The sequence below is a fragment of the Larkinella sp. C7 genome, assembly GCF_006149005.1.
In the GTDB taxonomy this organism is placed as follows: Bacteria; Bacteroidota; Bacteroidia; order Cytophagales; family Spirosomataceae; genus Larkinella.
Genome location: NZ_VBSL01000003.1, coordinates 610,972 through 629,788 on the forward strand (window position 1 = coordinate 610,972; position 18,817 = coordinate 629,788).

An 18,817-nucleotide genomic window follows, 5' to 3' on the forward strand; every position below is an offset into this window, starting at 1 on the left:
GCGATTGAGTGAGGAGCGAATGCGTGATTTTTCACTCAATCGCTCAATCACAAATCACTCAATAATCTCATTGTGCATTGACTAACGTGCCGTTCTGTAAGTTGATCTGACCGCTGGTGACCACCTGATCGCCGGCTTTGAGACCCTTTGTGATTTCGTAATACTGGTTGGTGGTCGCACCAATTTCTACCGTTTTGAGAACCGCTTTGCCGTTTTCAATGACGTATACCTGCGGAGCCTTGGCGGAACCCAAAATGGCCTGACGGGGAATGGCCAGCGTTTGCGTTTTCAGCTTGTTCTGGTTGGCAATGGAACCGTACATCCCGGCTTTCAGCGGATTGGCACCGGAGTTGTTCACCGTAATCTGAACCGGGTAGTTGTGAGCGGCATCGCCTTCAGCACCGATCATCGTGACGCGTCCCGTAAACCGGACGTTGGGATACACCTCGGTTTCAATTGGCAGCGACTGACCAACGCGGAACTGGTTAATGGCTTTTTCCGGTACATCGACCACCAGTTTCAGCGACGAAATATCGGTGATTTTGGCAATCGGCGAGCCGACGGAAACGACCGACCCTTTTTCCACCATTTTCTGGGTTACGATGCCCGAGAAAGGAGCGGTGACGGTGGTGTTGGCAATCTGTTTTCTGAGTTGCTTGATCTGTGCCTCGGTGGCCCGGATGTTCAGTTGCGCCCGTTCGAGGTTGATGGCCGGGGTGGCGTCGCCTTTCACCAGCGCGTCATACCGCCGAACGTCGTTCTGATACCCTTCCAGGGTCACTTGCAGGGCTTCGATCTGGTAGTGAAGCTGTTCGTCGTCCAGTTTGGCAATCAGGCGGTTTGCGCCAACCAGTTGGCCTTCTTCAATCGGCAACTGGGTGATTTGGCCACCGGCCTGGGGCCGGATTTCGACTTCGCGGTTGGGCAGAAACGAACCCAGAAACAGGGTTTCTTCCGACAGGTTGCGGAGTTCGGCTACGGCCGTCCGCACGCCCACTTTCAGGTCGGCGTCGGGTTTATAGACTTTGGCTTCTACTTTTTCTTTGTTGTCGAGGAGCGTCCAGGCGGTCAGCCCGAGGGTGCCAACGAGAACCAGTACAATGATGATGCGTTTCATGGTGTTAACAGGTTGTGTGTTATGGATTGACAATGAGATTTCCGGTTGCTTTTTTCCAGTCGAGTTCGGCCGACCGAAAGGCGACCAGCGTGCTGAGGTAGGTGTTCTGGGCGTTGCGCAGCTCGTCTTCCGTCTGGATGACTTCGCTGATGCCCACCGTGCCCTCCTTAAATTGAAGTTGCGTTTGGGTGTAGATTTTTTCGGCGAGCGTTACCTGAGCGCGGTTGGTGGTGAGATTCCGTTGTTCCACCAGCAGTTTGTTTTGGGCGTTGGTCACGTCCATCGTAATCGACTCGCGGGTTTGCTGGAGTTGGGTTTCGAGTTTCTGGTTGTCGAGTTTCTTCTGCGTCACTCTGGATTTGCGGGCCAGCCCGTCGAACACGTTCCAGTTCAGTTGCAGACCCACCCAATACCCCGGCACATTCTTGAGGTAGGAATTATCTCCACCGATGGCATACACCGTACTGTTGGCGACGCCGTAAGCCGAAACCGTGGGTAAAAAACCGGCTTTGATGTTTTGGAGATCCAACGCGTTGAGGGCTTTCTGACGGTCGAGGAGCAACAGATCGGTGCGGTTGATGGCGGGCGCGTCGAATGTCACCGTCGGCGCTGTTTCATCGATCTGGGTCAGCACCGCCAGCGGCTCGCTTTGCGGGGTTCCGGTCAGGTATTTCAGCAGGTTCAGCAGTTGATTATAGGTTGCCTGCAACGATTCGATCTGCGTTTCCGATGCCGTTTTGCTCAACCGCAACCGGTCGACATCCACGCCTTTCGCCAGTTGATTCTGCCGCTGGAGATCGGTAATCTGAATCATCTTGTCGGACGAAACGATGTTCCGGCGCAGAAAAGCCATTTGCTGGGCCGTCGTTTGCAGGTTGTAATACGTGGCGGCCACGTTATAGGCGACGTCTTCTTTCACCTGCCGGGTTTGCAGCGCCGACACTTCGCGGCTGGTTTTGGCGGCTTTCAACCCAATCATCACCGACGGGTTATACAACGCCTGGGAAGCCTGTACCGAAGTTGAAAGGTTGTAGGGAAGACCGAATGCCAGGGTTTGGTATGAACCCTCGGGGCCACCGAAGGCCGATGTGGGAACGACCTGTCCCGGAATTTTTAGATACCGTTTGTAATCACCGGTCAGGTTGACAGAAGGTCTTGCCCCGGCTTTTACTTCGGCAATGCGGGCTTCCGTTTTGGTTTCGTCAAACTGGGCCGACTGCACGCTGAGGTTGCTGGTGAGGGCCTTGTCGATCAGTTGCTGGAGTGTAAGGTCCTGAGCCTGCGTGAGTGTGCTGGTGAAAGCGAGTATCAGGCCGAGATACCATGGTGTGCGTTTCATATCAAAAAGTGTAAGTAAAGCGGATGGTGAACTAAAAACTGGATTTTCGGATGATTAAATTGTTTGTTTTAATCAATTGATTAAATTCGATGCAAAAAAATATCAGGTAACCGGTTCAGGTTTAAAAAGATACTCGCAGATCATGTCTTTGACGTATTCCATGTGGCGGGTGGCAAAAGCGTTGAAACCGGCCTCGTCCAGTCCCTGCGCCAGCATCGTCATCGGTTTGGACACAAACAGAAACTGGATGTTGGCAATGATCATGGTTAGAATATGGTGCGAATCGATCGGGGTGATGATCCCCTGCGCAATGGCATCTTCAATTTGCTGGTGGAAAATCGATTCCGGTACCTGTTTGGCCATCCCGATCGTTCCGTAAAGCCGTTCCGGATTCAGGCGCAGTTCATTCATGATGAAAATGGTCAGATTCGGATTCTGCATCATCATCTGAAACTGGTGATCCATCAGTTTCGATATTTTATCGCGCAGACTGATGGGCTGGTTGATCAGTTCGAGCATGCCTTTGAACATCAGCGTACATACATCGTTGAAAATCGACTGAAACAACTTCTCTTTGCTGCGGAAATAATAGTTCATCAGCGCACTGTTAATGCCCGCTGCCTGCGCAATATCCCGCGTCGTCGTACCATCAAAACCCTTTTCAAGAAACACCATTTTGGCTGCTTCCTTGATGCGTTCTTCGGTTGAGTCAGTAAGACATTTCATGGTATTGGTAGAATGACAGGTCAAAGGTAAAGTCCCGAAATGGGATAAGCAAACATTTTAATCAGAAAATTTAATCAATTGATCAAAACGCTTGATTAGCGGTTTTGGGCTTCCTTGAGCGGTTTTTAACGGGTTTAAATCGTATCGACATCGGGCTAGGCCTGCATCCGGCCGGATTTTTTCAAATACCGTACGAACAGGTACAACACCAGCCAAAAGGACAGAAGAAAACCCATCAGGGTGTACCGGTGATCGGTCTGGAATAAAACGGGGTACTTTAGAAACAGAATGAGGGTGATGCCGGTAAGCCAGACATACTGGGTATTGTATTCTTTCAGCATCCACCGCACCCAGTTGAACTGCATGCTGGAAAAGGTTCGCCCGATGCCGCGCAGGTCCGGAATCCAGCGGTTGACCTGGTGGGAATATTGCTCGAACGCGGTGCCGAATTTGTTGCGCAGAAAAGTCTCTTCGGCGATAACGATGGCCTGGTAAATGAACAGAAAAAGCGGCATGAAAACGCCCGTGAACAGCAGCGAATTGGCCAGAATGCCAACGCCCAGCAGCATCAGGACATTGCCCACATACAACGGATTCCGGCAGTGGTTGAAGATCCCCTGCGTCACCAGCGTTTCGGCGTAGACCTTTTTGTCTTTTCCACCCCGGACGATGTACGCCAGCCCGATGGTGGCGCCCCGAATGAGCTGACCACTGACCGTAATGAGCAGGCCCAAACCGATGGGCCAGACATAAAATGAGGGGCCAAAAACCGCCGGCGAAAAAATCGGGGGCGACGGAATAAACAGGGCTAAATACAGAAAAATAAAAATCAGATTCCGGTATTTGAAGAAGAAGTTTCCGATTCCGATCATGACGCTGCCTGGTTTTTAACCGCAATGATGCCGGCGAAATTATACCATTGAAAAAAGGTTTCGACGTGTGAAAAGCCCGTCTCCTGCAACAGAAGGCGGTTTTCCGACAGTTTATAAGGAATCAGAACGTTTTCCAGGGCTTCCCGTTTCTGGGAAATTTCCAGGTCGCTGTAGTGTTGCCGCCGTTTGTAGTCGTAGTAATAAGTGATGTAGTCGCGGTTAAACTGGTGGTCTTCCGTGAGGATTTTTTCCACCAGGATCAGCGCACCCCCCGGCACGAGCCCATCGAATATTTTCTTCAGAACCTTCTGCCGGTGAATCGGCCGGATGAACTGGAGCGTCAGACACAGTACCACCACCGAGGCATTGCTGATGGCAACATCCTGCTGAATATCGCCAGCCAGAAGCTCATAGGGGCGGGAAATGCCGAGTTCCTGGAGTTTTACCGCACATTTTTTCAGCATCTCCGCCGAATCATCGATGCCGATGAAGCGAATGTCGTTGGGAATCAGGCGGTTCATGTTGATGAGCGTCGTGCCGGTCGAACAACCGAGGTCGTAGACATCAGTGCCGGGTTGGGTATAATCGACCGCCAGTTCACCGATCATTCGCTGAATTTCTTCGTAGAACGGAACCGAGCGGTTGACCATGTCGTCGAAAACATTCGCTACGGTTTGTCCAAACTTAAAATCGGATACTTTACTGATTTCTTCCTTAAAAACGGTGTCGTGCCTGAACGCCTGTAGATGAGAATTGGCCTGTGTCATGTCATTGGGTAGTTAAGCCATTGATTAAAAAAGATTTTGTGAGTGATTAAATCGACCGGTTTAATCATCTGATTAAGGCGCGAACAAAAAAATTACGAGCTCAGTTCGGGTTTGAAAAGATACTCGCAGATCATGTCTTTGACGTATTCCATGTGGCGGGTGGCAAAAGCGTTGAAACCGGCCTCGTCCAGTCCCTGCGCCAGCATCGTCATCGGTTTGGAAACGAACAGAAACTGGATGTTGGCAATGATCATCGTCATGATGTGGTGCGAATCGATCGGGGTGATGATTCCCTGCGCAATGGCATCTTCAATCTGCTGGTGGAAAATCGACTCCGGTAGCTTTTTGGCCATGCCGACGGTGGCATACAGCCGTTCCGGATTCCGGTGCAGTTCATTCATGATGAAGATGGTCAGATTCGGATTCTGCATCATCATCTGAAACTGGTGATCCATCAGTTTCGATATTTTATCGCGCAGACTGATGGGCCGATTGACCAGATCGAGCATGCCCTCGAACATCAGCGTACACATGTCATTGAAAATCGACTGAAACAGCTTCTCTTTGCTGCGGAAATAATAATTCATCAACGCACTGTTAATCCCAGCCGCTTTGGCAATATCCCGCGTCGTCGTACCATCAAAGCCCTTTTCAAGAAACACGGTTTTGGCCGCTTCCTTGATGCGTTCTTCGGTTGATTCTGAGATGCACTTCATTGTCCTGTTGATTAGTGGTTCAAATGTAGACTCTGTAAAATTAACAAACAAATGCGTTAATCAAAAAGTTTAATCATTTGATTAAAATAAAAATAGGAGAATGAAAACCGCCTGAATGGGAGTCATTTCGGATGATACAAAAGTAGAAAGAGGGCTTTCAGGACTTACAGAAGCTGGATTCGGATCGTTTTGGACGCTTTTAAGATAAGCGCCAATGTTGGGAAGAGCGGTTCGTAAAAGTAACTATGGAATATCGTAAACTGGGTAAAACTGATCTAACCGTCTCGCTTCTGAGTTTCGGGGCGTCGCCGTTGGGCAATGTTTTTGATGAAACAAACGAGGAAGAGGGGTTTCGGGCCGTTCACGCGGCCATTGATCACGGGATTAATTTTTTCGATGTCGCCCCGTTTTACGGCGATACCCTGGCCGAAACCCGGCTGGGAAAAGCCCTGAAAACGAAACGGAATTCGGTTTTTCTGGCCACAAAATGCGGTCGCTACGGAAATGGCGTGTTCGATTTTTCGTATGATCGCATCCTGCGCAGCATCGACGAATCGCTGGAACGGCTACAAACGGATTATGTCGATTTGCTAACCGTCCACGACATCGAGTTTGGCGACCACGATCAGGTGATCCGGGAAGCGTTTCCGGCGGTGCAGAAAATAAAGGAAAGCGGGAAAGCCCGCTACGTCGGATTTTCGGGTCTGCCGGTTCGGTATCTGGCAAAAGTCGCCCGTGAGGTCGAGGCCGATACCGTCTTGTCATGGGGCCATTACACGCTGCTCGCCGACGAAATCAACGACGAACTGGTGCCGCTTTCGCTGGAAAAGGGCTTTGGTTTGCTGAACGCGGCCCCGCTCATGCAGCGGATTCTGTCGGATGCACCGATTCCGGCCTGGCAAAGTTCCCCGCAAGCCGTGAAAGATTTGCAGCCGAAACTCCTGGCCCTTTGCCGGGAATACGGGCTGGCGCTGAGCGATGTGGCCTTGAAATACGCAGTCAGCCATCCGGTGATTGCCACGACCATCGTCGGCATGTCGGAGCAGCGGCAACTGGAACAGAACATCCGGGCACTCGGGTTGACGATTCCCGATGAACTTCTTCACCGGATCGAAACGCTGGTGGCCCCGGTTAAAAACCAGCTATGGTTTGAGGGAAAACCGGAAAACAACCTTCCTAAGCCCACTTTTCAACATGACTAATCAACGCGCCCTGGTGCTGGTCGAACCCGGAAAAACGGAAGTTCGGGCCATTGAAATACCGGATTTTGGGCCGGAAGAGGTTCTCTTACAGGTCAATATGGTCGGCTTCTGCGGGGGCGACCTGAACGGTTTTCGCGGGTTGTTCGAGTTGCAGGAATACCCGAATGTGCTGGGCCATGAAGTGGGAGCCACCATTCTGGAAACCGGCAATCGGGTTCCCGACGCATTCAAACCGGGCATGAAAGTGACGCTCAATCCCTATTTGAACTGCGGCCATTGCGTTTCGTGCCGGAAAGGCCGACCGAATGCCTGTCAGGATAACAAAACGATGGGTGTCCGTCGTCCGGGGGCCATGACCCGGTTTATCAGCGTGCCGTATCAGAAGCTGCATTCGTCTTCGGCCTTGTCGGTCAGGGAGCTGGCGTTGGTCGAGCCGCTGACGGTCGGTTTTCATGCGGCCGCGCGGGGGCGGGTTTCGGCGGGTGAGAAAGTCGCCGTGATCGGTTGCGGCATCGTCGGGATGGGCGCCATTGCGGCTTCGGTCCACCGCGGGGCCGAGGTGATTGCCATCGACATCGACGATTCCAAAATGCGGATTGCCAAACTGGCCGGGGCGGCTCATACGATTAACACCACAAAGGTCGATTTGCACGAGGTTCTGATGGCCATCACCGACGGCGATGGCCCGGATGTGATCATCGAAGCGGTGGGCAATGCCATGACGTATCGTGCGGCCGTAGAGGAAGTAGCCTACACTGGTCGGGTGGTGTACATCGGCTACGCCAAAAAACCGGTCGATTACAACACCGGAACGTTTGTCCGGAAAGAAATTGAGATTCTGGGTTCCCGCAACTGTCTCGGCGATTTTCCGGATGTGATTGCGTACCTGGAAGCGGGTAAATTTCCGGTCGATGCCGTCATCAGCCGGGTGGTGTCGCTGGACGAAGCCGGTGCTGCCCTGGCCGACTGGTCGGAAAATCCGGGGCCGATTACGAAAATTATGGTTGATTTTGATAACAGTGTGAATTGATGAAATCCTGCGTCACCATTGCCCTGGTTCCTTCGATCCAAACCGGCCCCTGGATTTACTGGCACGATTTATCGACCAGCATGGCCAAAGCCGCAGATCTGGGATTCGATGCCGTCGAACTGTTCACGCCTTCGGCGGATGCTGTCAGCATTGACCGGCTGATGGCGCTGAGCAATCAATTCGGGCTGGACATTGCCGCCGTCGGCACCGGAGCCGGGAAAGTGTTGCACGGCCTGACGCTGACCGACCCCGATCCAACGGTTCGATCAAAAGCTGTTGCGTTCATTTCGGACCTGATAACCTTCGGTGCCCGTTTTGGCGCTCCGGCCATTATCGGGTCGATGCAGGGTAATGCGGTTCCGGGCGTCGAAAAAGAACAGGCACTGGCGTGGCTGGCCCAGAGTTTGAACATTCTGGGAAAACGAGCGGAGGAGCAAGGCGTCAACCTGATTTACGAACCGCTAAACCGCTACGAAACCAACCTGATCAACCAGCTTGAAACCGGCGTTACCTTCCTGAAATCGCTGGAAACCCGGCGTGTGGTGCTGCTGGCCGATCTCTTCCACATGAACATCGAAGAGGTGTCGCTGGCCGACAGCATCCGGTCGGCTGGTTCACACATCGGCCACGTCCATTTTGCCGACAGCAACCGCCGGCCGATTGGCCTGGGGCATACCGAGATGACGGCCATTGCAACTGCTTTGCAAACTATTGATTATCAAGGTTATGTTTCTGCCGAAGCCTTCCCCTGGCCCGACCCCGATGCAGCCGCAAAGCAAACGATTACGGCGTTTAAGCAGTATTTCGGCTAGGGCTTTGGATGTATGGGTAATAAATGAATACGATTGATAACTTTGTCAACAAAGCCCAAAGGGCTTGTTATGAATAACCCCGGATATAATCCGGGGACAGCCTGATCTAAAAACCATGCAACGATTCTGCCTCGCCCTCGACCTGAAAGATGACCCCGAATTAATCGCCGAATACGAACAGTGGCACGCCAAAGGCCGCGGCTGGGCGGAAGTCCGGGCGAATGACCTGGCATCCGGCATTCTGGATCTGCAAATTTACCGCACCGGAAACCGCATGGTGATGATTCTGGAAACAGACGATGATTTTACTTTCGAAAAGAAAGCCGCGCTGGATGCGGTCAACCCGCACGTTCAGCGGTGGGAGGAACTGATGTGGAAATTTCAGGAACCGCTGCCCTGGGCCAAAGAAGGCCAGAAGTGGATTTTAATGGATCAGATTTTTCAGTTCGAGAAGTAAGCACCTTGGTTGACACGTCCTTCTATTCAGGTAAATCTTTCTCTCGACGAGAGAAAGATTTACCTGAATAAAAGGACGTATTGATTCCCACCCACTATCAATTCCCCTCACCAATTTTAGGTTTATCGGACCATAGACCTTCCCTGATTCCGCAGCCTGCTAATCTTTCCCGTTCTGAAAAACAATCATACCATTTTGGTAGGGTTTGTTTTTCTGTATTCTTCGCTGCAAAACTATTTACAGATAGCAAGTGTCTGCATAACAGATGGTTGACTTGTGGTAATTAAATTATCAAACCCCCGGACACCTTTTTGCCAACGGATTAGCAACACTAACTAATCAATGTATGGCTACGCTTCTTTTGCTCATCGTTACCGCACTCCTGAGCTTTGTTATTTTTTACAAAACCATCGAATGGTTTGAAAAAATCTAATCGTCACACTCATGATTACCCTCATTTTCATTGTCGCACTGCTGGTTTTCGCGTACATGCTGTACGTGCTGATTAAACCGGAAAAATTTTAACCCATACAGCCATGTTAACGGAATGGATCGGTGTAATTGTCATGTACGGACTGACCGTCTTGCTGGCAATTCCGCTTGGAAAATACCTTGCCAAGGTGTTCAAAGGAGAACCCACCGGGCTCGACTTTATGGCTCCGCTGGAGCGTTTGATTTACCGGTTGGGCGGTATCGACCCCCATCGGGACATGAACTGGAAAGAAAATCTGGTAGCCCTGCTGACGATCAACGCCGTCTGGCTGGTGTACGCATTTGTGATGTTGCTGAATCAGGGGAGCCTCCCGCTCAATCCCGATGGCAACCCGTCGCAAAGCCCGGATCTGGCGTTCAATACTGCCATTAGTTTCCTGGTGAACTGCGACTTGCAGCACTATTCGGGCGAGACGGGCCTGACCTACCTGACGCAGATCGGTGTCATCCTGTTCCTGATGTTTGTTTCTGCGGCCACCGGAATTGCCGCAGCGGTTTTATTGTTCCGCTCCTTCATGCCCAAAAGCGTCGAAACCGTCGGCAACTTTTACGTCCTCTTCACGCAAGCCATCACGCGCTTATTGTTGCCCGGATCGCTGGTTGTCGCCCTGATTCTGGCGTTCAACGGCACCCCGGCTTCGTTTGATGGCAAAGACACCATCGTTTCGTTGCAGGGCGACACCGTGGGTGTTTCGCGGGGACCGGCGGCTGCTATGATCGCCATTAAGCACCTGGGAACCAACGGGGGCGGCTATTTCGGCGCGAACTCGGCGCACCCACTGGAAAACCCCAATTACCTGACCAACATGGTCGAAATGATCGCGCAGGTGCTGATTCCGGTCGCGATGATTTTTGCAATGGGGTTCTACATCAACCGCCGGAAATTCGCCTGGGTCGTCTACAGCGTCATGACGATCGGGATGCTCGGTCTGCTTATTCCCACGATCAGTTCGGAACTGGGCGGCAACCCGGCCATTGCCCGGATGGGCATCTCGCAACTGACGGGCGCGATGGAAGGCAAGGAAGTTCGGTTTGGTGCTCTGGCGTCAGGCTACTGGAGCATCTTGACCACGATTATTTCCACCGGTTCGGTCAATTCGATGCACGACAGTTCGATGGCGCTTTCGGGCGCGATGCAACTGCTGGGCATGATGGTCAACGCGTTCTACGGTGGTGCTGGGGCGGGTTTGCTCAACTTTTACTACTTCCTGATCATCGCGGTTTTCGTGTCGGGACTGATGGTGGGCCGGACGCCCGAACTGTTTGGCCGGAAGGTCGAAGCACGGGAGATCAAGATTGCCTCCATTGTGGCCCTGATGAGTGCGTTGCTGGTGAAAGGCGGAACGGCGTTGGGAGCCTGGATTTTTATGAGATACGGCACGGCAGAATGGGCCGTTCAGCCCTCGGCCTGGTTGAACAACCCCGGTTTTCACGGTTTTTCGGAGATTCTGTACGAATTCACCTCGTCCAACGCCAACAACGGGTCGGGCTTCGAAGGGCTGGGCGATAACAACTTCTTCTGGAATTATTCAACGGGAATTGTGCTGTTGCTGGGCCGGTTTTTGCCCATCATCGGTCCTGTCGCGATTGCCGGTTTGCTGGCGAAGAAGAAGTACGTCCCCGAATCTTCGGGAACCTTGCCGGTCGATACGGCCACGTTTGGATTAATGATTTTTGCGGTCATTTTCATCATCACCGCGCTGTCGTTCTTCCCGGCTCTGGCCCTGGGGCCTCTGGCGGAGTATTTTTCACTGCGGTGATAGCTGACTGGCAATATACGCAAGCACCTTTTCCAGCGTCATCGGTTCCGAAGTCTGAATATTTTCTTCAGAACCAACGTGCTGATGGTGGGGTGGGACTGACAGCAGGTGACGTTCATGGGAGTTGTCCCATCTGTGAATGAGCTGATTCACATCGTCTTGCCACTGGTAAGAATATTCATGCCAGTTTGAAACCGGTAAATGATTCTCCCGAACATGAAGTATCGAATCGTCGATAAACGTGATTTTAAGCTTAAAATGCACCAGGTCCGGGCGCAGTTTTACCTGAACGACTTCCTGATTCTTAATAATGGAATGGAAAGAGGAGATATCAGGAAATCGCATTGGGGAGCAGTTGTGCTAAACGTTTCTCGAGTAAACGTAATTGTTCCAGTTCGGCAGACCAGTCCATACTATCGTCTTCCCGTTCGAACAAAGCAAACTGAGTCAATTCGAAAAACTGCGAGCGGAAACGGATATAATCCATCCCATACTTCTTCTCAAAGACGGCGACGGCATCTAAACTAATCTTTATCTCGGCCAATAAGGAGTCCCGAAGCTTTTCAGCAGCGTAATCATAAACAGACTCATAACCAATTTCCTGAACGGCCAATTCAATAGCAGCCTGATGAACGGTCATAACACAAGACATTTTTTTCAAAGATAACATTATGGCACAGCCAAAACAATCCTCCCTCTTTCAGCGCGAGCTCGTTGGAAAAGCCATTCGGGAGTCGTTTATCAAATTAAATCCGGCGGTTCTGATCAAGAACCCGGTCATGTTTACCGTCGAAATCGGCATGCTGATCATGGTGCTGGTCACGGCTTACATTGCCCTGTCGGGCGATACGTCGCAGGGAACACTGGGCTACAACCTGGTCATCACCCTGATTCTGCTCGTCACCGTCCTGTTTGCCAACTTCGCCGAAGCCATTGCCGAAGCGCGGGGGAAAGCCCAGGCCGAATCGCTGCGGAAAACCCGGCAGGAGACCCCCGCCAAAGTCATCCGCGCCGTAGGAAACATGAAGGTCAATGAAGTCCAGACCATTCCGTCGTCACAATTGGTGAAGGGCGACGTGTTTGTCTGCGAAACCGGCGACATCATTCCGTCCGACGGCGAGATTATTGAAGGCCTGGCCACCATCGATGAGTCGGCCATCACGGGTGAATCGGCGCCGGTGATTCGCGAAGCCGGTGGGGATAAATCATCCGTAACCGGTGGTACGAAAGTGCTTTCCGACCGGATCAAAGTGCAGGTGACCACCCAGCCGGGCGAATCGTTTCTGGACAAAATGATTGCACTCGTGGAAGGCGCCAGTCGCCAGAAAACACCGAACGAAATTGCCCTAACGATTCTGCTGGCCGGTTTTACGCTGATCTTCATCATCGTCTGCGTCGCCCTGAAACCGTTTGCGGATTACGCCAACACGCCGATCACGATTGCCGCCCTGATTTCACTTTTTGTCTGTCTGATTCCAACGACGATTGGCGGGTTGCTGTCGGCCATCGGGATTGCCGGGATGGACCGGGCGTTGCGGGCCAATGTGATTGCGAAGTCGGGTCGGGCGGTTGAAACGGCGGGTGACATCGATACACTGCTGCTCGATAAAACCGGGACGATCACGATTGGAAACCGGAAGGCTACCCACTTTTATCCCGCGCCGGGCGTCTCCAAAACCGATATGATCCGGTCAAGTGCGCTGAGTTCGCTGGCCGATGAAACGCCGGAAGGGAAGTCGATCGTGGAACTGGCCGGAACCGATGTCACGCGTAATCTGAGCACCACCGGCGCGACGCTGATCAAGTTTACGGCTGAAACCCGCTCGTCGGGCATCGACCTGCCGGATCGCAGCAACGGCCTGCTTCGGATTCGCAAAGGCGCGACGGATTCCATTCGGACGATGGTCAGACGCGCGGGCCATGCGTTTCCGGAAGAGATTGAAGAACAGGCCAAAAAGATTGCGGCAAACGGCGGAACGCCCCTGGTGGTGTCGCAAAACGATAGCGTCATGGGCGTCATCGAGTTGCAGGATATTATCAAACCCGGCATTGCCGAACGCTTCGACCGGTTGCGGAAAATGGGCGTCAAAACCGTCATGGTGACGGGTGATAACCCCTTGACGGCCAGGTTTATCGCCGATAAGGCGGGGGTCGATGACTACATCGCCGAAGCCAAACCGGAGGACAAAATGAACTACATCCGCAACGAGCAAACCGGCGGTAAGTTGGTGGCCATGATGGGCGATGGAACCAACGACGCCCCGGCCCTGGCCCAGGCCGACGTGGGCGTGGCGATGAACAGCGGAACCCAAGCCGCCAAAGAAGCCGGGAACATGGTCGATCTGGACAACGACCCGACGAAGCTGATCGAGGTCGTGGAGATTGGCAAACAGTTGCTCATCACCCGTGGAACGCTGACGACGTTTTCGATTGCCAACGACGTCGCCAAATATTTCGCCATCGTTCCGGCCTTGTTTACGGTTTCGATACCGGCCCTGCAAAGCCTGAACATCATGCGGTTGCACAGCGCGGAGTCGGCCATTTTGTCGGCGGTTATTTTCAACGCCATCATCATCCCGATGCTGATTCCGCTCGCGCTACGGGGCGTCGAATACAAACCGATCGGGGCCAGTGCGCTGCTTCGGCGGAATCTGTTCATCTACGGTTTTGGCGGACTTGTCGCGCCGTTTATCGGCATCAAAGCTTTGGATTTAGTAGTCGGTTTATTCGTCTAATCAAACACAAAAATGAAAACTCATCTCTCTCCGGCTATTCGACTGACCCTCGTCATGCTGGTTTTGTTAACGGTCATTTATCCCTTGCTCGTAGCCGGTCTTTCCCGGTTGGCACCCGGCGGTGGCCAGGGTGAAACCGTTGTTGTCAACGGAAAAGTGGTCGGATATTCCCGGATTGGCCAGTCGTTTACCGAAGACCGGTATTTCAACAGCCGCCCGTCGGCAGTGGATTACAATGCCGCCGGTTCGGCGGGTTCCAACAAAGGCCCGAGTAATCCGGACTATCTGACAACCGTTCAGGCGCGGATCGATACGTTTCTGGTGCATAATCCGGGTGTTCAGAAAGCCGACATTCCGGCCGAACTGGTGACGGCTTCCGGCTCCGGTCTTGACCCGGATCTGTCGCCCGCAGCGGCCAAAATTCAGGTGGCGCGCATTGCCAAAGTACGCGGGATTACCGTTGAAAAACTGAACCAACTGGTTGATAGCCAAACCGAAGGGCCGCTTTGGGGGCTTTTTGGCCCGGCCACAGTAAATGTGCTTCGGTTAAACATCGCGCTGAATGCTCTCAAGTAAAAAGTAACAAAGTGAGTACAACAAAACGGCGGCTCTATCAAAAAGTCGCTTCAAACATGAAAAAGTTGTTAGTAACGACCACGGTTTTAACGATGGTCTTTTGCAGTGGACCGTCATTCGCCAAAGTGAATTTGATCCAACCGGCAGATACGACGGCAAAACCGGTTTCAGAATTGACTTTTTCCGGATACGCCGAACTGTATTACGTTCAGGATCTGGACCAGCCCAGGGCACAGGAACGACCCGGTTTTCTGTACAATCACAAGCGAAACCGGGAAGTCAATGTGAACCTGGCGTTCCTCAAGGCGGCTTATGTGAATGAGCGGGTTCGTGCCAATCTGGCCCTCCAGGTCGGGACGTATGCCCAGTATAATTATGCCGCCGAACAGCCGCTGCTCCGCAATATTTACGAAGCGAATGCGGGCGTGAAGCTCAGCAAAAACCGCGATTTGTGGCTCGATGCCGGTGTTTTTTCGTCGCACATTGGTTTTGAAAGTGCGGTTTCCAGGGATTGCTGGACGCTGACACGCAGTATGTTGGCCGAAAACTCACCGTATTACCTGGCCGGAGCCAAGCTGACATATAACACGCCGAACGGAAAATGGACGCTGCTGGGGTCGGTGCTCAACGGCTGGCAGCGGATCAATCGCTTGCCGGGCTATACCAAACCGGCTTTCAGTACGCAGGTACAGTTTAAGCCGAGTTCAAAAGTGGTCCTGAACTGGAGTTCGTTTCTGGGTGCCGACCGCCCGGATTCGTTGAAGCAGCCCCGGTTTTTCAATAACGTCTACGCCATCATCAACCCAGCCGGCAAGTTCGGACTTACACTGGGCTTCGACATCGGAGCCGAGCGAAAACCGCTCGTAGATGAGGGAATACTGAAGCGATACGTCTGGTATTCGCCGGTGATCATTGCCCGGTATGCCACCAGTTCAAAAAGCTACGTTGCCGGACGGGTTGAGTATTATAATGATCCGAATGGAGTGATTATCAATACGCTATCGGCGGAACGGCCCAACGGTTTTAAAACCTGGGGCTATTCGGTCAATTATGACTACCAGATTCTGCCAAATGCGGTCTGGCGAATCGAATACCGGGGTTTCAACAGCAAGGATGCCATTTTTGCTGAAACCGCATCCGGTCCGGCCAAACGAACAAATAACGCGTTGACAACCTCAGTGGCAATTAGTTTTTAATTAGAAGTGAGAGGATAGACAAGAGCGTAAAGACAAAAGTTCTTAGTGAGGAAATTGCGTCTTTACGCTCTTGTCTATCCTCTATCCTCTCAGAAAACAATGGAAAACGACCGCGATCAATCCGCCGAACACTTTCTCCGGCTCATCCAGGCGTCGAGACGGGGGAAATTCAAGATTTACATCGGGATGAGTGCGGGCGTGGGCAAAACCTACCGCATGTTGCAGGAAGCGCACGCCTTGCTGCGGGGAGGAATCGACGTGAAAATCGGGTACGTGGAAACCCACAACCGGGCCGAAACCCAGGCACTGATCGCGGGTTTGCCGATGATTCCAAGACGGAAGGTGTTTTACAAAGGTCGCGAGCTGGAAGAAATGGATCTGCAAACGATTCTGAACGGACATCCCGAACTGGTCATTGTGGACGAACTGGCGCACACCAACATTCCCGGTTCGAAAAATGAAAAGCGGTGGCAGGATGTGCTCGACATTCTCGACGCGGGTATCAACGTGGTCAGCGCCGTGAACATTCAGCACATCGAAAGTCTGTATGACGAGGTTCACGACATCACCGGAATCGAGGTCGCCGAGCGCGTTCCCGACCGGGTGTTGCAGGCAGCTGACGAAGTCGTGAACATCGATTTGCCAGCCGACGAACTGATTACGCGCCTGAAAGAAGGGAAAATCTATGAGCCGGCCAAGGTAGAAACCGCCCTGCGAAACTTCTTTCAGGCCGAAAAAATCCTGCAACTTCGCGAACTGGCGCTCAAGGAAGTGGTGACAGCGGTGGAACGGAAAGTGGAAACCACGCTGCCCGTCAACACCCAGTTTCGGCACGAGCGGCTGATGGCGTCCATCAGCACCAACCACGTCGTGGCCCGTCGGGTGATACGCAAAACCGCCCGGCTGGCGGCTTATTACCAGGCCCGGTGGTGTGTACTGTATGTGCAGACACCTGCCGAAGATCCCAACCGCATCAAGCTGGATGTGCAACGGCATTTGATCAATAATTTAAAACTGGCGACGGAATTGGGGGCTGAGGTGATCCGGGTAAAAAACACGAGTATCTTTAATGCGCTGGTCGAGGAGTGCGAAAAGCGCAAGATTACCACGGTCTGCATCGGCAAACCGCGTTTCAACCTGTTTCAGGTGATTCTGCGGACCCATGCGTTCAATCGGTTGCTTACTATGTTATCGGAATCGGACATTGATTTAGTTATTCTGTCATGACGATTAAACTAAAACTATCGCTGGCCCTCGGATTTTTGTTTGCCGTCATGCTGTTGCTGGGCGGTTTGGGAATGTATTACCTGAACCAATTATCGGACGACGCCCGGGCCATTCTGAAGGATAATTACACCTCCCTTCAATTCGTTGGCGGCATGCAGAAAGCGTTGCTGACGCGCAATTCAGACCCCAATTCCATGAAGGCGTTCGAAGCGTCTTTGCGTCGGCAGGAAAACAATCTGACGGAAGAAGGCGAAAAAGAACTGGTGGAATCTGTGCGCGTGGACTTCGACCGCTTGAAATCGGGAAGTCGGAATGACTCCCTGACGGTGGCCCGGATTCAACAGAACCTGCTTCAACTGGGAGCCATCAACCAGCAGGCCATGTTTCGGAAAAATACCGTGGCCGAGCAAACCGCCAAAGATGCGCTGATCTGGCTGGCTGTCACCGGCACCTTCAGTTTCCTGATTCTGTTTTCGTTCATCATCAATTTTCCCGGCTACATCGCCAATCCACTGCGCGAACTGACACGCGGTATTCAGGAAGTGGCCAGTCGAAATTTTGAGGAACGACTGCATTTTAAATCCAACGACGAATTTGGTGATCTGGCGCGGGCGTTCAATTCGATGGCGCACAAACTCGACGAATATGAGCACACCAAACTGGCCGACGTGCTGTTTGAAAAGAAGCGCATCGATACGCTTATTCAATTGATGGAAAACGGGATTATCGGACTGGACGAGAAAAAGACAATCCGGTTTGTGAACCCCGTTGCCTGCCGGTTGCTGGGCGTTCAGGAAGCCGACCTAATCGGGAAATACGCGCCGGATGCGGCCCTGACCAACGATCTGCTGCGGACCCTGCTCCAGAATCTGGTGGAAACGGCGAAGGAACCCCAGGTAGCGGGTGGTTTACTCAAAATTGTCGACGAAGGAAAAGAAAGCTATTTTAACCGGCAGACGCACGTCGTCACCCTGACGCGTACCGGCGAAGACCAGCCGGTGGCCGCCGGTTGGGTGATTGTGCTGGAAAACATAACCGCTTACCAGGAGCGCGATCTGGCCAAAACGAATTTCATCGCAACGGTTTCCCACGAGTTGAAAACGCCGATTTCGGCCATCAAGATGAGTTTGAAACTGCTGGATGATCAGCGGGTGGGTGCGTTGAACGAAGAACAAAAACAACTGGTCGATCACGTTCGCAACGACGCCGACCGGTTGTTGAACATCACCGGCGAGCTGTTGAATCTGGCGCAGGTGGAATCGGGTCAGATTCAACTGACGATCAAGGCCGTCAATCCGTCGGATCTGGTTCAGTATGCGACCCGCGCGCTGGAAGTGGCGGCTCAGCAGCGGCAGGTGCGCTTTGAGGTGTCGGGTTTTTCGGATTTGCCCGCGATCAAAGCCGATCCCGACAAAGCCACCTGGGTGTTGGTCAACCTGTTGTCGAATGCCATCCGGCACAGTCCCGAAGAAAATGTGGTTCATATTTCGGCTCAACAACTTGGCAATCAGGTGGAATTTGTGGTTCGGGACTACGGCCCCGGTTTGCGCCCCGAACACCGGGCGCGGGTTTTCGACCGGTATTTTCGCGCACCCGGCCAGAACGGTTCGGTGAGCGGCACGGGCCTGGGCCTGGCCATATCCCGGGAATTTATTCAGACAATGGGAGGAGAAATCGGGTTGAAGGATGGAATTGAACCGGGGGCGGCTTTTTACTTTCGGCTGGCTATTGCCTGAAGTCCGTAGGTACGTTCAGCTCAAAGCTGTATTTTTGCGTATCTATTTCCCAAACCC

At 52.6% G+C, this 18,817-nt stretch carries 19 protein-coding genes; 11 read left to right on the plus strand and 8 right to left on the minus strand.

Annotated features, from left to right (window positions below):
- Positions 1-67: 67 nt before the first annotated feature.
- The 6 genes from FH871_RS10665 to FH871_RS10690 form a co-directional block, all read right to left on the minus strand.
- On the minus strand, positions 68-1,117 hold the full coding sequence (locus FH871_RS10665) for an efflux RND transporter periplasmic adaptor subunit (protein ID WP_138991411.1): 1,050 nt from the start codon (positions 1,115-1,117) through the stop codon (positions 68-70).
- 19 nt (positions 1,118-1,136) lie between these two features.
- The gene (locus FH871_RS10670; protein ID WP_138991412.1) at positions 1,137-2,456 is read right to left on the minus strand and encodes a TolC family protein; all 1,320 of its coding nucleotides are present in this window, start codon (positions 2,454-2,456) and stop codon (positions 1,137-1,139) included.
- 102 nt (positions 2,457-2,558) lie between these two features.
- The gene (locus FH871_RS10675) at positions 2,559-3,182 is read right to left on the minus strand and encodes a TetR/AcrR family transcriptional regulator (RefSeq protein ID WP_138991413.1); all 624 of its coding nucleotides are present in this window, start codon (positions 3,180-3,182) and stop codon (positions 2,559-2,561) included.
- A gap of 155 nt (positions 3,183-3,337) precedes the next feature.
- Entirely contained in the window at positions 3,338-4,054 is a 717-nt protein-coding gene (locus FH871_RS10680) for an isoprenylcysteine carboxylmethyltransferase family protein (protein ID WP_138991414.1), read from the minus strand.
- Entirely contained in the window at positions 4,051-4,821 is a 771-nt protein-coding gene (cmoA, locus tag FH871_RS10685; protein WP_138991415.1) for a carboxy-S-adenosyl-L-methionine synthase CmoA, read from the minus strand. Before cmoA ends, FH871_RS10680 begins: the two co-directional genes overlap by 4 nt.
- A gap of 92 nt (positions 4,822-4,913) precedes the next feature.
- Positions 4,914-5,537 carry a TetR/AcrR family transcriptional regulator gene (locus FH871_RS10690; protein WP_138991416.1) on the minus strand — a complete coding sequence of 208 codons (624 nt, stop codon included), beginning with the start codon at positions 5,535-5,537 and terminating at the stop codon, positions 4,914-4,916.
- A 245-nt stretch (positions 5,538-5,782) separates the two neighbouring features.
- Between FH871_RS10690 and FH871_RS10695 the strand changes: the two genes are divergently transcribed.
- The 6 genes from FH871_RS10695 to kdpA all read left to right on the plus strand — a co-directional run bounded on the left by FH871_RS10695 (position 5,783) and on the right by kdpA (position 11,290).
- Complete coding sequence (locus tag FH871_RS10695) at positions 5,783-6,739, plus strand: aldo/keto reductase (RefSeq protein WP_138991417.1); 957 nt, start codon at positions 5,783-5,785, stop codon at positions 6,737-6,739.
- The gene (locus FH871_RS10700) at positions 6,732-7,769 is read left to right on the plus strand and encodes a zinc-binding alcohol dehydrogenase family protein (protein ID WP_138991418.1); all 1,038 of its coding nucleotides are present in this window, start codon (positions 6,732-6,734) and stop codon (positions 7,767-7,769) included. Before FH871_RS10695 ends, FH871_RS10700 begins: the two co-directional genes overlap by 8 nt.
- A complete protein-coding gene (locus FH871_RS10705) occupies positions 7,769-8,581 on the plus strand; it encodes a sugar phosphate isomerase/epimerase family protein (protein WP_138991419.1) in 813 nt (270 codons plus the stop codon). The genes FH871_RS10700 and FH871_RS10705 overlap by 1 nt, the downstream gene beginning before the upstream one ends.
- A 115-nt stretch (positions 8,582-8,696) precedes the next feature.
- On the plus strand, positions 8,697-9,038 hold the full coding sequence (locus tag FH871_RS10710) for an L-rhamnose mutarotase (RefSeq protein ID WP_138991420.1): 342 nt from the start codon (positions 8,697-8,699) through the stop codon (positions 9,036-9,038).
- 444 nt (positions 9,039-9,482) lie between these two features.
- A complete protein-coding gene (locus tag FH871_RS10715) occupies positions 9,483-9,563 on the plus strand; it encodes a potassium-transporting ATPase subunit F (protein ID WP_138991478.1) in 81 nt (26 codons plus the stop codon).
- A gap of 11 nt (positions 9,564-9,574) precedes the next feature.
- Positions 9,575-11,290: a potassium-transporting ATPase subunit KdpA gene (gene kdpA / locus FH871_RS10720; RefSeq protein WP_138991421.1), complete on the plus strand. Its 1,716-nt coding sequence runs from the start codon at positions 9,575-9,577 to the stop codon at positions 11,288-11,290.
- Here the strand turns inward: kdpA and FH871_RS10725 are convergent.
- Together FH871_RS10725 and FH871_RS10730 are read right to left on the minus strand one after the other, a co-directional pair.
- The gene (locus tag FH871_RS10725; protein WP_138991422.1) at positions 11,279-11,635 is read right to left on the minus strand and encodes a DUF6516 family protein; all 357 of its coding nucleotides are present in this window, start codon (positions 11,633-11,635) and stop codon (positions 11,279-11,281) included. The genes kdpA and FH871_RS10725 overlap by 12 nt on opposite strands.
- Positions 11,622-11,930 carry a hypothetical protein gene (locus tag FH871_RS10730; protein WP_138991423.1) on the minus strand — a complete coding sequence of 103 codons (309 nt, stop codon included), beginning with the start codon at positions 11,928-11,930 and terminating at the stop codon, positions 11,622-11,624. The genes FH871_RS10725 and FH871_RS10730 overlap by 14 nt, the downstream gene beginning before the upstream one ends.
- A 31-nt stretch (positions 11,931-11,961) precedes the next feature.
- Between FH871_RS10730 and kdpB the strand changes: the two genes are divergently transcribed.
- The 5 genes from kdpB to FH871_RS10755 all read left to right on the plus strand — a co-directional run bounded on the left by kdpB (position 11,962) and on the right by FH871_RS10755 (position 18,760).
- Complete coding sequence (gene kdpB, locus FH871_RS10735; RefSeq protein WP_138991424.1) at positions 11,962-14,025, plus strand: potassium-transporting ATPase subunit KdpB; 2,064 nt, start codon at positions 11,962-11,964, stop codon at positions 14,023-14,025.
- A gap of 12 nt (positions 14,026-14,037) precedes the next feature.
- On the plus strand, positions 14,038-14,601 hold the full coding sequence (locus FH871_RS10740; RefSeq protein ID WP_138991425.1) for a K(+)-transporting ATPase subunit C: 564 nt from the start codon (positions 14,038-14,040) through the stop codon (positions 14,599-14,601).
- Between the two features lie 56 nt (positions 14,602-14,657).
- Positions 14,658-15,797, plus strand: coding sequence for a porin (locus tag FH871_RS10745; RefSeq protein WP_138991426.1), 1,140 nt, complete (start codon positions 14,658-14,660; stop codon positions 15,795-15,797).
- Between the two features lie 99 nt (positions 15,798-15,896).
- Complete coding sequence (locus FH871_RS10750) at positions 15,897-17,024, plus strand: sensor protein KdpD (protein WP_138991427.1); 1,128 nt, start codon at positions 15,897-15,899, stop codon at positions 17,022-17,024.
- On the plus strand, positions 17,021-18,760 hold the full coding sequence (locus tag FH871_RS10755; protein ID WP_138991428.1) for an ATP-binding protein: 1,740 nt from the start codon (positions 17,021-17,023) through the stop codon (positions 18,758-18,760). Before FH871_RS10750 ends, FH871_RS10755 begins: the two co-directional genes overlap by 4 nt.
- Positions 18,761-18,817 lie beyond the last annotated feature (57 nt).

What these genes read in the sequence shown, in the direction of transcription:
- FH871_RS10665 (WP_138991411.1), bottom strand. Translation starts at nt 1,117, where the DNA reads ATGAAACGCATCATCATTGTACTGGTTCTCGTTGGCACCCTCGGGCTG.
- FH871_RS10670 (WP_138991412.1), bottom strand. Translation starts at nt 2,456, where the DNA reads ATGAAACGCACACCATGGTATCTCGGCCTGATACTCGCTTTCACCAGC.
- FH871_RS10675 (WP_138991413.1), bottom strand. Translation starts at nt 3,182, where the DNA reads ATGAAATGTCTTACTGACTCAACCGAAGAACGCATCAAGGAAGCAGCC.
- FH871_RS10680 (WP_138991414.1), bottom strand. Translation starts at nt 4,054, where the DNA reads ATGATCGGAATCGGAAACTTCTTCTTCAAATACCGGAATCTGATTTTT.
- cmoA (WP_138991415.1), bottom strand. Translation starts at nt 4,821, where the DNA reads ATGACACAGGCCAATTCTCATCTACAGGCGTTCAGGCACGACACCGTT.
- FH871_RS10690 (WP_138991416.1), bottom strand. Translation starts at nt 5,537, where the DNA reads ATGAAGTGCATCTCAGAATCAACCGAAGAACGCATCAAGGAAGCGGCC.
- FH871_RS10695 (WP_138991417.1), top strand. Translation starts at nt 5,783, where the DNA reads ATGGAATATCGTAAACTGGGTAAAACTGATCTAACCGTCTCGCTTCTG.
- FH871_RS10700 (WP_138991418.1), top strand. Translation starts at nt 6,732, where the DNA reads ATGACTAATCAACGCGCCCTGGTGCTGGTCGAACCCGGAAAAACGGAA.
- FH871_RS10705 (WP_138991419.1), top strand. Translation starts at nt 7,769, where the DNA reads ATGAAATCCTGCGTCACCATTGCCCTGGTTCCTTCGATCCAAACCGGC.
- FH871_RS10710 (WP_138991420.1), top strand. Translation starts at nt 8,697, where the DNA reads ATGCAACGATTCTGCCTCGCCCTCGACCTGAAAGATGACCCCGAATTA.
- FH871_RS10715 (WP_138991478.1), top strand. Translation starts at nt 9,483, where the DNA reads ATGATTACCCTCATTTTCATTGTCGCACTGCTGGTTTTCGCGTACATG.
- kdpA (WP_138991421.1), top strand. Translation starts at nt 9,575, where the DNA reads ATGTTAACGGAATGGATCGGTGTAATTGTCATGTACGGACTGACCGTC.
- FH871_RS10725 (WP_138991422.1), bottom strand. Translation starts at nt 11,635, where the DNA reads ATGCGATTTCCTGATATCTCCTCTTTCCATTCCATTATTAAGAATCAG.
- FH871_RS10730 (WP_138991423.1), bottom strand. Translation starts at nt 11,930, where the DNA reads ATGACCGTTCATCAGGCTGCTATTGAATTGGCCGTTCAGGAAATTGGT.
- kdpB (WP_138991424.1), top strand. Translation starts at nt 11,962, where the DNA reads ATGGCACAGCCAAAACAATCCTCCCTCTTTCAGCGCGAGCTCGTTGGA.
- FH871_RS10740 (WP_138991425.1), top strand. Translation starts at nt 14,038, where the DNA reads ATGAAAACTCATCTCTCTCCGGCTATTCGACTGACCCTCGTCATGCTG.
- FH871_RS10745 (WP_138991426.1), top strand. Translation starts at nt 14,658, where the DNA reads ATGAAAAAGTTGTTAGTAACGACCACGGTTTTAACGATGGTCTTTTGC.
- FH871_RS10750 (WP_138991427.1), top strand. Translation starts at nt 15,897, where the DNA reads ATGGAAAACGACCGCGATCAATCCGCCGAACACTTTCTCCGGCTCATC.
- FH871_RS10755 (WP_138991428.1), top strand. Translation starts at nt 17,021, where the DNA reads ATGACGATTAAACTAAAACTATCGCTGGCCCTCGGATTTTTGTTTGCC.